Source organism: Ornithinimicrobium tianjinense (assembly GCF_014636495.1).
In the GTDB taxonomy this organism is placed as follows: domain Bacteria; phylum Actinomycetota; class Actinomycetes; order Actinomycetales; family Dermatophilaceae; genus Ornithinicoccus; species Ornithinicoccus tianjinensis.
On sequence record NZ_BMEM01000002.1, the window covers coordinates 146,371 to 160,931 of the forward strand.

General features: G+C 73.7%; 11 protein-coding genes. 4 read left to right on the plus strand and 7 right to left on the minus strand.

The window, feature by feature from the left end; all coding sequences use genetic code 11:
• Positions 1-53: 53 nt before the first annotated feature.
• The 4 genes from infB to rimP all read right to left on the minus strand — a co-directional run bounded on the left by infB (position 54) and on the right by rimP (position 5,106).
• Positions 54-2,993, minus strand: coding sequence for a translation initiation factor IF-2 (gene infB / locus IEV65_RS08540; protein WP_188429849.1), 2,940 nt, complete (start codon positions 2,991-2,993; stop codon positions 54-56).
• A gap of 235 nt (positions 2,994-3,228) precedes the next feature.
• Positions 3,229-3,558 carry a YlxR family protein gene (locus IEV65_RS08545; protein WP_229735102.1) on the minus strand — a complete coding sequence of 110 codons (330 nt, stop codon included), beginning with the start codon at positions 3,556-3,558 and terminating at the stop codon, positions 3,229-3,231.
• Between the two features lie 13 nt (positions 3,559-3,571).
• On the minus strand, positions 3,572-4,594 hold the full coding sequence (gene nusA, locus IEV65_RS08550; protein ID WP_188429850.1) for a transcription termination factor NusA: 1,023 nt from the start codon (positions 4,592-4,594) through the stop codon (positions 3,572-3,574).
• On the minus strand, positions 4,594-5,106 hold the full coding sequence (gene rimP, locus IEV65_RS08555) for a ribosome maturation factor RimP (protein ID WP_188429851.1): 513 nt from the start codon (positions 5,104-5,106) through the stop codon (positions 4,594-4,596). Before rimP ends, nusA begins: the two co-directional genes overlap by 1 nt.
• A 131-nt stretch (positions 5,107-5,237) precedes the next feature.
• On the opposite strand from rimP, the gene IEV65_RS08560 reads away from it, so the two are divergent.
• From IEV65_RS08560 to IEV65_RS08575, 4 genes are read left to right on the plus strand one after another with little or no spacing between them, the layout of a single operon-like run.
• Positions 5,238-6,248: a DUF4439 domain-containing protein gene (locus IEV65_RS08560; RefSeq protein WP_188429852.1), complete on the plus strand. Its 1,011-nt coding sequence runs from the start codon at positions 5,238-5,240 to the stop codon at positions 6,246-6,248.
• A complete protein-coding gene (locus IEV65_RS08565; protein WP_188429853.1) occupies positions 6,245-7,237 on the plus strand; it encodes an aminoglycoside phosphotransferase family protein in 993 nt (330 codons plus the stop codon). Before IEV65_RS08560 ends, IEV65_RS08565 begins: the two co-directional genes overlap by 4 nt.
• Positions 7,238-7,278: 41 nt before the next feature.
• Positions 7,279-9,237, plus strand: coding sequence for a thioredoxin domain-containing protein (locus IEV65_RS08570; protein ID WP_188429855.1), 1,959 nt, complete (start codon positions 7,279-7,281; stop codon positions 9,235-9,237).
• Between the two features lie 41 nt (positions 9,238-9,278).
• Positions 9,279-10,544, plus strand: a complete 1,266-nt coding sequence (locus IEV65_RS08575) for a CapA family protein (protein WP_188429857.1) — start codon at positions 9,279-9,281, stop codon at positions 10,542-10,544.
• 15 nt (positions 10,545-10,559) lie between these two features.
• On the opposite strand, the gene IEV65_RS08580 is transcribed toward IEV65_RS08575, so the two are convergent.
• The 3 genes from IEV65_RS08580 to IEV65_RS08590 all read right to left on the minus strand — a co-directional run bounded on the left by IEV65_RS08580 (position 10,560) and on the right by IEV65_RS08590 (position 14,496).
• Positions 10,560-11,357, minus strand: a complete 798-nt coding sequence (locus IEV65_RS08580) for a sulfite exporter TauE/SafE family protein (protein ID WP_188429859.1) — start codon at positions 11,355-11,357, stop codon at positions 10,560-10,562.
• 14 nt (positions 11,358-11,371) lie between these two features.
• Positions 11,372-13,168: a proline--tRNA ligase gene (locus IEV65_RS08585; RefSeq protein ID WP_188430303.1), complete on the minus strand. Its 1,797-nt coding sequence runs from the start codon at positions 13,166-13,168 to the stop codon at positions 11,372-11,374.
• Positions 13,169-13,257: 89 nt separating this feature from the next.
• Positions 13,258-14,496, minus strand: a complete 1,239-nt coding sequence (locus IEV65_RS08590) for a cysteine desulfurase-like protein (protein ID WP_188429861.1) — start codon at positions 14,494-14,496, stop codon at positions 13,258-13,260.
• Positions 14,497-14,561: the final 65 nt, after the last annotated feature.

Consider the following 14,561-nt stretch of genomic DNA (forward strand, 5'->3'; position numbering starts at 1 on the left):
GGGCCGGCCCCGCCCGAAGGCGGAGCCGGCCCGGCGCGTCATCCCTGACGAGGTCAGCTGCGCGGGATCTCGCGCATCTCGTAGGTGGTGATGAGGTCATCCACCTGGACGTCGTTGAACGAGCCCAGGTTGATTCCGCACTCGTAGCCCTCGCGGACCTCGGTGACGTCGTCCTTGAACCGCCGCAGACCGGCGATCTCCAGGCCCTCGGTGATGACGACACCCTGGCGGGTGATGCGGGCCTTGGCGCCACGGTTGATCGTGCCGCTGCGGACGAGCGAGCCCGCGACGTTGCCGAACTTGGAGCTGCGGAAGATCTCGCGGATCTCGGCGGTGCCGGTCTCGACCTCCTCGTACTCGGGCTTGAGCATGCCCTTGAGGGCGTTCTCGATGTCCTCGATCGCCTGGTAGATCACGCTGTAGTAGCGGATCTCGACGCCTTCCTTGTCGGCGTAGTCGGCGTTCTGGCCCTCGGCCCGGACGTTGAAGCCCAGGATGATGGCGTTGGACGCGACGGCCAGGTTGATGTTGTTCATCGTGATGGCGCCGACGCCGCGGTCGATGATCCGCAGGTCGACCTCCTCGCCCACGTCGATCTGGAGCAGCGCGTCCTCGAGCGCCTCGACCGAGCCCGACACGTCGCCCTTGAGGATGAGGTTGAGGGTCTCGACCTTGCCCTGGGCGAGGGCCTTGTTGAGGTCCTCCAGGCTGATCCGCTTGCGCGACTTGGCCAGCGCGGCCTGCCGGTCGGCAGCCTCGCGCTTCTCGGCGATCTGGCGAGCGGTCCGGTCGTCGGGCGCCACCACGAAGGTGTCGCCGGCCCGGGCCACCGTGTCCAGACCGAGCACCTGCACCGGACGCGACGGGGTCGCCTCCTGCACGTTGTTGCCGTGCTCGTCGAGCATCGCGCGGACGCGGCCGTGGCTGGAGCCGGTGACGATCGCGTCGCCGACGCGCAGCGTGCCCTGCTGGACGAGGACGGTCGCGACAGCGCCGCGGCCCTTGTCCAGGTTGGCCTCGATGGCCACACCACGCGCGTCCTTGTCGGGGTTGGCCCGCAGGTCGAGCGCGGCGTCCGCGGTGAGCAGGACGGCGTCGAGCAGCTCGTCGATGTTGGTGCCCTGCTTGGCGGAGACGTCGACGAACATCGTCTCGCCGCCGTACTCCTCGGCCACCAGGTTGTACTCGGTGAGCTGCTGTCGGATCTTGGCCGGGTTGGCGCCGTCGACGTCGATCTTGTTGACGGCGACGACGATCGGCACGTCGGCCGCCTGCGCGTGGTTGAGCGCCTCGATCGTCTGCGGCATGACGCCGTCGTCCGCGGCGACCACGAGGATCGCGATGTCGGTCACCTTGGCACCACGGGCACGCATGGCGGTGAACGCCTCGTGACCCGGGGTGTCGATGAAGGTGATCGCCCGCTCCTCGCCCTCGTGCTCGGTCCGCACCTGGTAGGCGCCGATGTGCTGGGTGATGCCACCGGCCTCTCCCGCACCCACCTCGGAGCGCCGGATGGCGTCCAGCAGGCGGGTCTTGCCGTGGTCGACGTGACCCATGACGGTCACGACCGGAGGACGGGCCTCCAGGTCCTCGTCGGACTCGGACTCCGCCTCGGCCTCCAGGTCGATGTTGAAGGAGCTGAGGAGCTCGCGCTCCTCCTCCTCGGGGGACACGACGCGGATGTCGTAGCCGAGCTCGGAACCGAGCACACCGAACGTGTCCTCGTCGAGAGACTGGGTCGCCGTGGCCATCTCACCGAGGTGGAAGAGCACGGTGACCAGTGCCGCGGGGTCGACGTTGATCTTGTCGGCGAAGTCGGTGAGCGAGGCGCCACGGCGGACCGTGACGGTCATGCCGTTGCCGCGAGGGACGTTGACGCCGCCGATGGCGGGCGCCTGCATCTGCTCGAACTCGGCGCGCTTGGCCCGCTTGGACTTACGGCCGCGGACCTTTCCGCCGCCTCGTCCGAACGCGCCCTGGGTGCCGCCACGACCGCGCGGGCCGCCGCCCCGACCGGCAGCGCCACCGGGGCCGCCTGCGGGACCACCGCGGTAGCCGCCGGGACCACCCGCACCCGGGGCACCGGGACGCCCACGGCCACCGGAGCCGGGGCGGGCCGGACGCTCGCCCGGACGGGGCACGGCCGCACGCTCGGGCATCATGCCCGGGTTGGGCCGCGGGCCGCCCGGACGCGGAGCAGGACGGGGACCGCCCGGACCGGCCGCCGTGCCACGGGTGCCACCCGGACGCGGCATGCCCTGGCTGGGCGCGAACGGGTTGTTGCCGGGACGCGGCGCACCGCCACCGGCGCCACCCGGACGCTCGCCCCGGTCGCCGCCACGGCGCTCGCGACCCATCCCCTGGCTGGAGGAGAAGGGGTTGTTGCCCGGGCGCGGGCCCGGCTTGGCCCCAGGACGTGCGGGACGGGGGCCCTGTCCGGCCTCCGCGGCGCCGCGCTCGGACGGGCGGGCCGCAGGACCCGGGGTGGGCGCACCGCGGCGCGGGCGCTCGCCCGCCGCCGGCTGGGCCGGCCCGGGGCGTGGCCCGGCCGGCGTCGCGTCGGAGGTGGGGCGCGGTCCGGGGGTCGACCGGTCGGCCTCGCGGGCGGCCGGCGTGGCCGCCGGGCGCTCGGAGCTGACCGAGACGTCCGTCGCGGGACCGGAGGCCTTCGGGGCGGGACGCGACTCGGCGCGGGCCGCCGGCGTCTGCTGGGGGGCCGCCGACGGTGCGGGAGCCGGCCGCGCGCCCGGCTTGGGGCCGGGGGTGGCCGGACGGGGGGCCGGCTTGCCGGCCGCCTGTCCGGACGCGGCTGCCCCGTCACCGGACGGCTGGGCCGTCGCGGGCGGGTTCTCACGAATCTTGCGGACGACAGGCGGCTCGATGGTCGACGACGCCGACCGGACGAACTCTCCCTGGTCCTTGAGGTGGGCGAGAAGCTCCTTGCTCTCGATCCCGAGCTCCTTGGCGAGCTCATAGACCCTGACCTTGGCCACGGTGTGGTGTCTCCTTGGTAGTTGCGCCACGACCCGGCCCGCAGGGGCAGTGCCGTGACTAGTGCTGGAGGGTGCTCATCGCTGAGTACTCATCGGGTGCTCATCAGCGTCAAACCCGCTTCCGGATAACTCGATGACAGGCCCGGGAGGGCCCGCCTGGGGACGGCATGGTCGGACGACCGTGCCGTGTGTCGACATGTCACGTGCTGCACCGCGGGGCCAGCGGCCCCGCGCCTCACTGCTCGGCCCACCGCTCCTGCACGGCGGAGGCATCGGTCGAGGCTCCAGCCGGGAGGCGGAGCGCCCGTCCGAACGCCCGCCGGGCGATCGCGGTCTGCAGGCACGTCGGGTCGGGGTGCACGTAGGCACCGCGGCCCTGGCCTCGTCGTCGGGGGTCCGGCACGAGGAGCCACCTTTCGGTGCCCCCGTCGGGGTCCGGGACCGCGACGACCCGCAGCAGAGCGGACTGCTCGTCCCGACCCCGGCACCCCACGCAGGTGCGGACCGGCGTGCTGGGCACGCCGAAGGGCACGGAGGAGTCGGAGGTGGTCCGAACAGCGTCCACCACTCTACACCGCTCAGGCGCGCCCGGCCGACCCGGACGCGTCCTCGACCTGCTCCTCCGTGTCGGCCCGGATGTCGATCTTCCACCCGGTCAGGCGGTGCGCCAGCCGGGCGTTCTGGCCCTCGCGCCCGATGGCGAGCGAGAGCTGGTAGTCGGGCACGACCACGCGGACCTGCCGGGTCTTCGTGTCGACGATCCGGGCCGACTGGACCTTGGCCGGCGACAGGGCCGAGGCGACGAAGACCTCGGGGTCGTCGCTGTAGTCCACGATGTCGATCTTCTCGCCCTGCAGCTCGGCCATCACGGCCCGCACCCGCTGGCCCATCGGGCCGATGCAGGCGCCCTTGGCGTTGACGCCGGGGACCCTCGAGTGCACCGCGATCTTGGTCCGGTGGCCCGCCTCGCGCGCGACGGCCGCGATCTCCACGCTCCCGTCGGCGATCTCGGGCACCTCCAGGGCGAACAGCCGGCGCACGAGGTTGGGGTGGGTCCGGGAGAGCATGATCTGCGGTCCGCGCGGCCCGCGCTTGGCGCTCACGACGAAGCAGCGGATCCGCTGGCCGTGCTCGTAGCTCTCCCCCGGCACCTGCTCGGCGGTCGGCAGCTCACCCTCGACCGTGCCGAAGTCGACGAGGACGAACCGCGGGTCGTTGGACTGCTGGATGATGCCGGAGACGATGTCGCCCTCACGCGCCCGGAAGTCGCCGAGCACCGCGTCGTCCTCGAGCTCGCGCATCCGCTGGGTGATCACCTGGCGCGCGGTGGCGGCAGCCACCCGGCCGAAGCCCTCCGGGGTGTCGTCGAACTCGGGGCCCGGCTCCCCCCAGGTGCCGTCCTCCTGCTGCTCGGCGTCCTCGCGTGCCCACACCGTCACGTGGCCGCTGGCGCGGTCCAGCTCGACCCGCGAGTGGCGGTAGTGGCCCTCGGTCTTGGTGTAGGCGGAGTGGAGCGCCTGCTCGATGGCCTGGACGATCACGTCCATGGGGATCTCCCGCTCGCGCTCCAGGAGGCGCAGCGCAGCCATGTCGATGTCCATCAGTGGTCCTTCTTCTCGGCGCGCGCGAACTCGACCTGGACGGTCGCCTTCGCGACCTCCTCCCAGGCGAGCTGGCGCTCGGTGTTGTCGGTCAGGCGGATGCCGTCGGCTCCGACGGCGACGAGGCGCCCGTCCAGGGTGCCGCCGTCGGTGAGCGCGACCGCGACGAGACGGCCGACGTTGCGGCGGAAGTGGTCGCGGGTGGTGAGGGGGCGGTCCAGCCCCGGCGAGCTCACCTCGAGGGTGTAGGCGGACTCCCCCATGGCGTCGGAGGCGTCCAGCGCGGCGGACACGGCCCGGGTGGCGTCCGCGACCTCGTCGAGGGTCAGCGGCTCCACGGTGCTGGTGTCGTCCCCCTCGGCGAGCCCGGACAGGTCGCGGGCGAGGAAGACGCGCACGAGCCGCCGGCGGCCGGCCTGCTGGACGCTCACGTCGTCGACGACCACCCCGGTCCCGGCGAGGGTCCGGGAGACCTCGGTCGTGACCTGTGCTGCACGTTCGCGGGTGTCCATCCGACCGGCCTCCTGCCCTCTCTTCTGCTGTCCGCACGCGCTCGGTGCGCGTGGTGGACCGGCGGGCGCCACGCGGGTGGCTGCTCTCCGGTCCGGGACCGTCTACCCTACCGCCTGAGATGTCACCCGTCATGCCTCGACCCAGTCGCCGCAGCCTGCTGCGGGGTCTCGTGCTCGGCGGGTCCGCCGCCTTCCTGTCCGCGTGCGACTCACCGGGTCGCGACGACAGCTCCCCGACCGGCCGGGTCGTGCCCGACGACCCGACCACCTGGCCCGACGACACCGAGCTGCTCGTCGCCGCCCGGCAGCGGATCCACGCCCACCTCAGCATGCTCAGGGCGACCAGGGTCCCCGGACGGGCCAAGGCCCTGGACGGTCGGTGGGAGACGCAGATCGCCCGGATCGAGCAGCTCATCACGCTCGGTGGCCTGGCGCTGCCCCCTCTGGAGGAGCCCTCTCTCACCGACCTTCCGGCCGACGACGAGGCCGGCACCACCGCCCCGCGGCAGGACGGCGACGGGGACGGGGACAGTGACGAGGCCGCCGCGACGACGTCGGCCGGACCCGAGGCGATCGACGTGGGCCGCCTCCTGCGCGCCCAGCTGCCCTCGGTGGTCGCCGAGATCGCCACGTCCACGCCCACCAACCTGGCGATGCTCGTCAGCCTCGCCGCGGAGCAGGCCGACTCGGCGCACCTGCTGGGCGCCCGGGTGGACTGGGCGCCCCTCACCGGTCCGTCCGGCGTGCACGCCGTGCGGGTGCTGCAGGCGACCCGGCCGGCAGTCTTCGGACTCGAGGTCGTCGCTGCGCGCGCCACCGGGGAGGAACGCGAGACCTACCTCGGGGTGCTGGACCAGGTGCGCGCGCTGACGCGACAGCTGACGACCCTGGCGGGCGAGGCCGCGCCCGCGCCGCCGCTCGGCTACGACCTGCCCGAGCCGCTCGAGGACGCGGACCAGAGGAAGAGACTGGCCAGCTCGCTCGTGGCCGACATCGCGCCCGCCACCCTGCAGGCCGCCGAGCGCCTCGTGGGCCGCGCCGACCAGCTCATGGCTGCGGTGCGCGTCGTCGCGGAGGCGACCCGCTGGTCGCGCGAGCTGGGCGGACCGTCCGAGCCCTTCCCGGGTATGACGTTGCCGTGACCTGGGTGCTGCGCCGCGCCGAGATCCCGTCGGCGCTGGTGCGCGATCTCACCGGACGGGACGCGGACCCCGGTTCCCCACGCCCGGGCTCGGCCCCCCGCGTGGACGGCACGACGTGGCTCGACCAGCTGCCCCGGCTGGTCGACGACGCGCTCGCCCGCTGGCACCTGCGGCTCGACACCACCGCCGCGCTGCGCGCGGGGAGCACCGCCCTGGTGGTGCCGGTGAGCACCGCTCCAGGCACCCCCGCCGTCCTCAAGGTGGGCTGGCCGCACCGTGAGTCGGACACCGAGCACCTCGCCCTGCGCACCTGGGGCGGACAGCACGCCGTGCGGCTGCTGGCCGCCGACCCACCGTCCGGCACGCTCCTGCTCGAACGTCTCGACGCCGACCCGGACCTCACCAGCGGGTCCGCCGTCGACTCGGTCGCTGCCCTCGGCGAGGTCCTGCGGGGCCTGGACCGTCCGTCGCCCGGCTGGGCACCACCGCTGTCCGGCGAGCTGGTGACGACCGTCGAGGAGCTGGAACGCTTTCACGCCGACGCGGACGCCGCCCACCTGCTGCCTCGCCGGATGTCGGTGCAGGCAGCGTCGCTGGCCGCCGACCTGCTCACGGAGGGCGCGGAGGTGCTCGACGCCCGGCTGGTGCACAGCGATCTCCACCAGCTCAACGTGCTGCGCCGGGACCTGCCGGGCGAGTGGGTCGCGATCGACCCCAAGCCGCTGGCCGGCGACCCGCACTGGGCGGTCGCCCCGGCGCTCTGGAACCGCTGGGCCGAGGTCCGTGCCGCGCACGACCCGCGCGGCCACCTCCGGCTGCGCGTCGGGATCCTGTGCGAGACGGCCGGGCTCGACGAGGACCGCGCCCGCGCCATGACGATCGTCCGCCTCGTCCGCTCCGCCGTCTGGGCCCTCGGCGCGGCCGACGCCGACGCCGCGAGATGGGTCGAGAAGGCGGTCACCATCGTCAAGGCCATGCAGCCGGGCTGAGCGGGCAGGACCGGGCGCCGGGCACGGCATACCGTGAGGGCATGCCCAACCGCCTGGCGCGCAGCACCTCGCCCTATCTCCAGCAGCACGCGGACAACCCCGTCGACTGGTGGGAGTGGGGGGAGGAGGCGTTCGCCGAGGCCCGACGGCGCGACGTGCCGGTCCTGCTCTCCGTGGGCTACGCCGCCTGCCACTGGTGCCACGTGATGGCGCACGAGTCCTTCGAGGACGAGGAGGTCGCCCGCGCGGTGGACGCGGGCTTCGTCGCGGTCAAGGTCGACCGGGAGGAGCGGCCGGACGTGGACGCGGCCTACATGACCGCCACGACCGCGCTCACCGGCCATGGGGGCTGGCCGATGACCTGTCTGCTGACGCCCGAGGGCGAGCCGTTCTGGGCGGGCACCTACCTGCCGAGGGAGCAGCTGCTGCAGCTGCTCGCCGGCGCGGACCATGCCTGGCGCGAGGACCGCGACCGGCTGCGCGAGGGAGGCGCCAGGATCGTCGAGGCGATCCGCTCCGCGCCTCGTCCGGGAGCAGGGGCGCCGCTGACGCACGAGGACCTCGCGGCCGCCGCCCGCGACCTCGCCGCAGACTTCGACCCGCAGTGGGGCGGCTTCGGCGGCGCCCCCAAGTTCCCGCCGTCGATGGTCCTGGCCTTCCTGCTGCGCCACCACGCGCGCACGGGTGACGAGCGCGCGCTGCTGATGGTGCGGGAGACGTGCGAGGCGATGGCCCGCTCGGGCACCTACGACCAGCTCGCCGGCGGGTTCGCCCGGTATGCCGTCGACCGCGCCTGGGTGGTCCCGCACTTCGAGAAGATGCTCTACGACAACGCGCTCCTGCTCGGGGTGTATGCCGATCTGGCTCGAGTGGACGAGGTGGCCCGGCCGTGGGCGACCCGCGTGGTGCGGGAGACGGTGGGCTGGTTGCTCGACGAGCTCTGGACCCCGCAGGCGGCGTTCGCGAGCTCGCTGGACGCGGACACCGAGGGTGTCGAGGGACAGACCTACGTGTGGACGCCCGGCGAGCTGCGGCTGGCGTTGGGTGACGAGGACGGCGAGCGGGCCGCGGCCCTGCTGGGGGTGACGCACGCGGGAACCTTCGAGCACGGCGCCTCGACCCTCCAGCTGCGCGAGGACCCCGATGACGCGGCGTGGTGGCGGGGCGCCCGCGAGCGCCTGCTGCTGCGTCGGACGCTCCGCGCCCAGCCGGCTCGCGACGACAAGGTGGTGACCGCCTGGAACGGCCTGGTCATCGCCTCGCTCGCGCACGCCGGCTGGGTGCTCGGGGAACCGGACTGGGTCGACGTGGCCGCCCGGTGCGCGCGCTTCGTCGTCGACCGGCACGTGGTCGACGGCCGGCTGCGCCGCAGCTCGCGCGACGGGGTGGTGGGGTCGGCGCTGGGCGTCGCTGAGGACTACGGCAACCTCGTCGACGGTCTGCTCGCCCTGCACCGGGCCACCGGCGAGGCCGGCTGGCTCGAGGAGGCCGGGTCGCTCCTGACGACCGCCCTGGACCTCTTCGGCGAGGAGGACGGCGGCGTCGCGGCGACCGGCCACGACGCCGAGCGCCTGGTGATCCCACCGGCCGCCTCCGGGGACAACGCCGAGCCCGGTGGCCTGAGCTCGCTGGCGCTGGCGGTGCTGCGCTACGGCGCCCAGGCCTCCGACGCCGCCCGGCTGGAACGCGCCGCCGAGGCGCTCGGGCATGCGGCACCCCTAGCCCGCCAGGCACCGCGGTTCGCCGGGTGGGCGCTGGTGGCGGCGGAGGAGCTCGCGGCCGGGCCCCTGGTGGTCCGGCTCTCCCCCGCCGACGACCCGGGCGAGGACGAGCTGGCCCGGGCGGCACGGCATACCCCGGTCCCCGCGCTCGTCGTGGTCGACGACCCGGGCACACCGCCGCAGGACGGGCGGCGCAGCGCCACGGTGTGCCGCGGCACGGTGTGCGGCCTGCCCCTGACCGAGCCCGAGCTGCTCTCGCGGGTCACGGCCGGCCCGTGACCGGGACGCCGCCCGTCGGCCGGCAGGCGTAGCGTGTCCCCATGGACCTGAGGGGGCGCGGGGCACGACTGGTGACAGCGGTGGCCGCGGTGACGATGCTGGGCGGGTGCGGGGCGTTCGGGACGGACGGACCGGTCGACGCCGAGGGCACGGCGGCTTTGCCGGTCACCGAGCCGCCCGAGCCGCCCGAGCCTCCGGAGGCAGCCACCGCGACGCCGCCCACGCCTCCCGCGCCTCCCGCGCCTCCCAGCGGGCCGCTCGAGGTCACGGTCACGGCCACGGGCGACATCCTCACCCACTCCCGGGTGACCGTCACCGCCCAGCGCTACGCCGGAGGCACGGGATACGACTACACCCCGATGTTCGCGGAGGTGAGGCCGCTCCTCTCGGCCGGGGACCTCACGCTGTGCCACCTGGAGACGCCCCTGTCCCCCGACGACACCAACCTGTCGGTGCCCGACACGCTGGTGTTCAACACCCCGCACGAGATGGCGGACGCCCTCGCCGACGCCGGCGTGGACGGGTGCGACTTCGCCTCCAACCACACCATGGACCAGGGTCTCGCGGGCCTCGAGGCGACCGAGCAGGTCCTCCGCGACGCCGGGATGGGGTATGCCGGTCCCACCGCCCACGAGCGCCGGGCCGGGCGCGCGGAGGTCTACCCGGTGGAGACCTCCAGCGGGACGGCCCGCGTCGCGCACCTGGCCTTCACCTACACCTACCCCAACTCCGGCACGCCGACGACCACGGTGCCCGGGGAGGCGCCCTGGCTGGCCGAGGCCTCCTGGCCCGTCCAGGGCAGCGAGGGCATCCTCGAGCAGGCCCACGCCGCCAAGGAGGACGGCGCGGACTTCGTCGTGGTGAGCATGCACTGGGGCGACGAGTACCAGTCGATGCCGAACACCGTCCAGCAGGAGCTGGCCGCCGAGCTCCTGGCCTCCGACGACGTCGACCTGATCATCGGCACCCACGTCCACGTCATCCAGCCCTGCGCGCGCATCAACGGCAAGCACGTGATCTACGGGATGGGCAACTTCCTGTCCAACCAGGCACCGGAGTTCGGGCTCCTGCCCGCGACGCAGGAGGGCATGGTGGCGAGCTTCACCCTGCGCCGCGACGAGGAGGGCGTCGTGACGACCTCGATGAGCTACCAGCCGACGCGCGTCGACATCCGTCTGGCCGAGTTCCCGACCGGCCCGCACGTGGTGCAGCTGGTCTCCCCGCAGAACTACCCCGACACCTGGCAGCGCACCACGGCCACCGTGGACAGCCTGGGCGGGTGCGACGCGGACCCGGCGCACCCCTGAGCCCACGCCCGGCCGTCAGCCGAGCAGCTGGACCGCGGTGTCGTAGCCGATCTTGACGATGAACGCCGCGAGCACGAGGACGAAGAAGACCCTCACGAAGCGGCTGCCGCGCGAGACCGCGACCCGGGCGCCGAGGTAGCCGCCGACGACGTTGCAGGCACCCATGAGCAGGCCGACCTGCCAGATCACCGCCCCCTGCGGCACGAAGACGACCAGCGCGGCGAGATTGGTGGCCAGGTTGGCGATCTTGGCCTTCGCGCTCGCCTCCAGGAAGCCGTAGCCGAGCACGCTGACGAGCGCGAACACGAAGAACGAGCCCGTGCCGGGGCCCAGCGCACCGTCGTAGGCACCGATGACCACACCGATGAGCGCCGCGGCGGCGAGGTGGCGCCGGGGGTGCCGGTGCCCGAAGCGCAGCCGCTGGAGCTGGCCCATCGACGGTTTGGCGAGGGTGTAGACGCCAACGCCGACGAGCACGACCAGGATGATCGGGTTGAAGGCGGCCTTGCTGATCAGGAACGCGAGAGCGGCGCCGCCCAGGCTGCCCGCGAACGCTGCCCCGGCGAGCGGCAGGGCGGTGCGTAGATCGGGCCGGATCCGTCGGTAGTAGGTCACCGAGCTGGTCGTCGTGCCCATGATCGAGCCCAGCTTGTTGGTCGCGAGCAGCTGCACCGGGCTGGCGCCGGGCAGACCGACGAGGAGGGCGGGCAGCTGGATCAGCCCGCCACCCCCGACGACCGCGTCGACGAACCCCGCGGCCAGCCCGGCCACGGCCAGGAACAGCAGGACGCCTGGGTCAAGACCCTCCAGCACGGCCGGGTATGCCGTCAGGCCGGGTCCGCGGGCGCCGGCCGGGCGCCCCGCACCTCGGTGAGCACCTCGGCCACACCGCGCTCGACCGGGACCTCCCGGCGCTCGCCGGTGGCCCGGTCCTTGATCTCGACGCTGCCCTGCTCGAGGCCCTTGCCGACGACGACGATCGTGGGCACGCCGAGCAGCTCCGCGTCCTTGAACTTCACGCCGGGGCTGACCTTGGGCCGGTCGTCGAAGACGACCGACAGGCCGGCGGCCTCCAGGTCGGCGACCATGCGCTCGGCGTGGTCGAAGACGGCCTGGTCCTTGCCGGTCGCGACGACGTGGACGTCGGCCGGCGCCAGGTTGCGCGGCCACACGAGGCCGAGCTCGTCGTGGGTCGACTCGGCCACGGCCGCCACCGCGCGGGACACACCGATCCCGTAGGACCCCATCGTCACCGTGACGAGCTTGCCGTTCTCGTCGAGCACCTTCAGGTCCAGCGCCTCGGCGTACTTGCGGCCGAGCTGGAAGATGTGGCCCATCTCGATGCCGCGCGCCAGCGTCAGCGGACCGGCGCCGTCGGGGCTCGGGTCGCCCTCACGGATCTCGGCGGCCTGGATCGTGCCGTCCGCGCTGAAGTCCCGGCCCAGCACCAGGTCGTAGACGTGCTTGCCGTGCTCGTCGGCGCCCGTGACCCACGCGGAGCCCTCCGCGACCGAGGGGTCGAGGAGGTAGCGGATCTTCGAGGAGCTCTCCAGACCGAGGCTCCTCGGACCGATGTACCCCTTCACCAGCATGGGGAAGGCCTCGAAGTCCTTCTCGGAGAAGGGCTCCCACTCGGCCGGCGAGACCTGCGCCTCGAGGCGCTTGACGTCCACCTCGCGGTCGCCGGGCAGACCGATCGCCAGGGGCTCCTTCGTGCCGTCGGGGTGGGTGAGCATGACGACGACGTTCTTGAGCGTGTCGGCCGCCGTCCAGGCCCGCCCGTCCGCGCGGGGGTGCATGGCGTCGGACTGCGCGACGAGCGTCTCGATGGTCGGGCTGTCGGGGGTGTCCTCGACGTGCGCGGCCGGGGTCGCGGCGACGACGTCCGCGGCGACGGGAGCGGCCTGGGGCACGACGACCGCCTCGACGTTCGCGGCATACCCGCTGGCCTCGCAGCGCACGAAGGTGTCCTCGCCGATCGGGCTCACCGCGAGGAACTCCTCGCTGGCCGACCCGCCCATGGCGCCGGAATCGGCATACACGACGACGTAGTCGAAGCCCAGGCGGTCGAAGATCCGCACGTAGGCCTCGCGGTGCCGCTGGTAGGCGGCCTCCAGCCCGGCGTCGTCGACGTCGAAGGAGTAGGAGTCCTTCATGATGAACTCGCGGCCGCGGAGCAGGCCGGCGCGCGGGCGCGCCTCGTCGCGGTACTTGGTCTGGATCTGGTAGAGCGTCAGCGGCAGCTCCTTGTAGGAGCTGAACATGTCCTTGACGGCGAGGGTGAACATCTCCTCGTGGGTGGGGCCGAGGAGCATGTCGGCACCCTTGCGGTCCGTGAGGCGGAAGAGGTTGTCGCCGTACTCCGTCCACCGGTTGGTCGCCTCGTAGGGCTCGCGCGGCAGCAGCGCGGGAAAGCTGAGCTCCTGGCCGCCGATGGCGTCCATCTCCTCGCGGACGATCTCCTCGACCCTGCGCAGGACCTTCAGGCCCAGCGGCAGCCAGGTGTAGACGCCCGGGGCGGCGCGCCGGATGTAGCCGGCGCGCACGAGCAGCTTGTGCCCGGGCAGCTCGGCGTCGGCCGGGTCCTCGCGCAGGGTCCGCAGGAACAGGGTCGACAGGCGCATGGCCACGAGGGGGTACTCCTTGGTGAGGGGTGGTGGACCGTCTGAGCGTACCCGCCAGCCAGCGCCTCCGACGACGGGATTCCGCGCGCTCAGCGGCGCGCGGCCAGCTCCGCGACACCCTCGAGGAGCCGGTCGACCTCCTCCGCGGTGGAGTAGGGAGCCATGCCGACCCGCACTCCCCCCTCCGCGCCCAGCCCCAGCCGGTGGCTGCACTCCCAGGCGTAGAAGTGGCTCGCCGGAGCGTTGACGTCGAGGTCGGCCAGGTGGCGGTGCACGGCCGCCGGCTCCACGCCGTCCAGGGTGAAGAGCAGCGTGGGGGTCCGGCGGGCTGCGCGCGACCATACGGTCACGCCGTCGATGCCGGCGAGGCCGGTCTCGGCGCGCTCACGCAGGCCGTCCTCGTGGTGCTCCATCGCGGCGAAGGACGCGACGAGCCGCTCCCGGCGCGAGCGTCCCGCGTGCTCAGGCGTCGCCGCGCCCGCCAGCTCCGCCAGGTCCGCGATGAAGTCGACGGCGGCCGTGGTGCCCGCGAGCAGCTCGTAGGGCAGCGTGCCCAGCTCGAACCGCTCGGGGACCCGGTCGGGCGAGGGCAGCAGCTTGTCGGGAGTCAGCTGCTCCAGCAGCTCCGCGCGACCGGCGGTCACCCCCAGGTGCGGCCCGAAGAACTTGTACGGCGAGCAGGCGACGAGGTCGGCCCCCAGCGCCTCGCGGTCCACCGACGCGTGCGCGGCGAGGTGGACTGCGTCCACGTGGACCAGGGCCCCGGCCGCGTGGGCCGACTCGATGATCGCCGGCAGGTCGGGACGGGTGCCTACGAGGTTGCCGGCACCGGTGACGGCCACCAGGCGCGTGCGTGCGGAGAGCACGGCCTCGACGTTGGCGGGCGGCAGCTCGCCGGTCTCGGGGTCCATCTCGGCCCACCGCACGGTGGCGCCGACCGCCTCGGCCGCGAGGATCCAGGGCCGCACGTTGCCGTCGTGGTCCAGGGAGGTGACGACCACCTCGTCGCCCGGCCCCCAGCCCTGGCTGCGGGCGAGGGTGCGCGCCAGGTCCATCGTGTTGGCGGTCATGCTCCGGCCGAAGATCACCGTCCCGGGGTCGGTGCCGAGCAGGTCCCCCATCGCCTCCCGGGCCGCGACGACGACCTCCTCCGCCCGGCGCTCGGCGGCGGTGACCGTGCCGCGGTTGGCGATCGAGCTGCCGAGCGTGGCGGCGACCGCGTGGGCGACTCGGCGTGGCGTCTGCGAGCCGCCGGGGCCGTCGAAGTGCGCGGTGCCCCCGGCGAGGGCCGGGAACTGCGCCCGGACGGCGGACACGTCATACGTCATGGACGCCAACCTATCCAGCACGCGGACGGGCACCTGACTCACCCCGGCACCGGCCCGCCTACGCT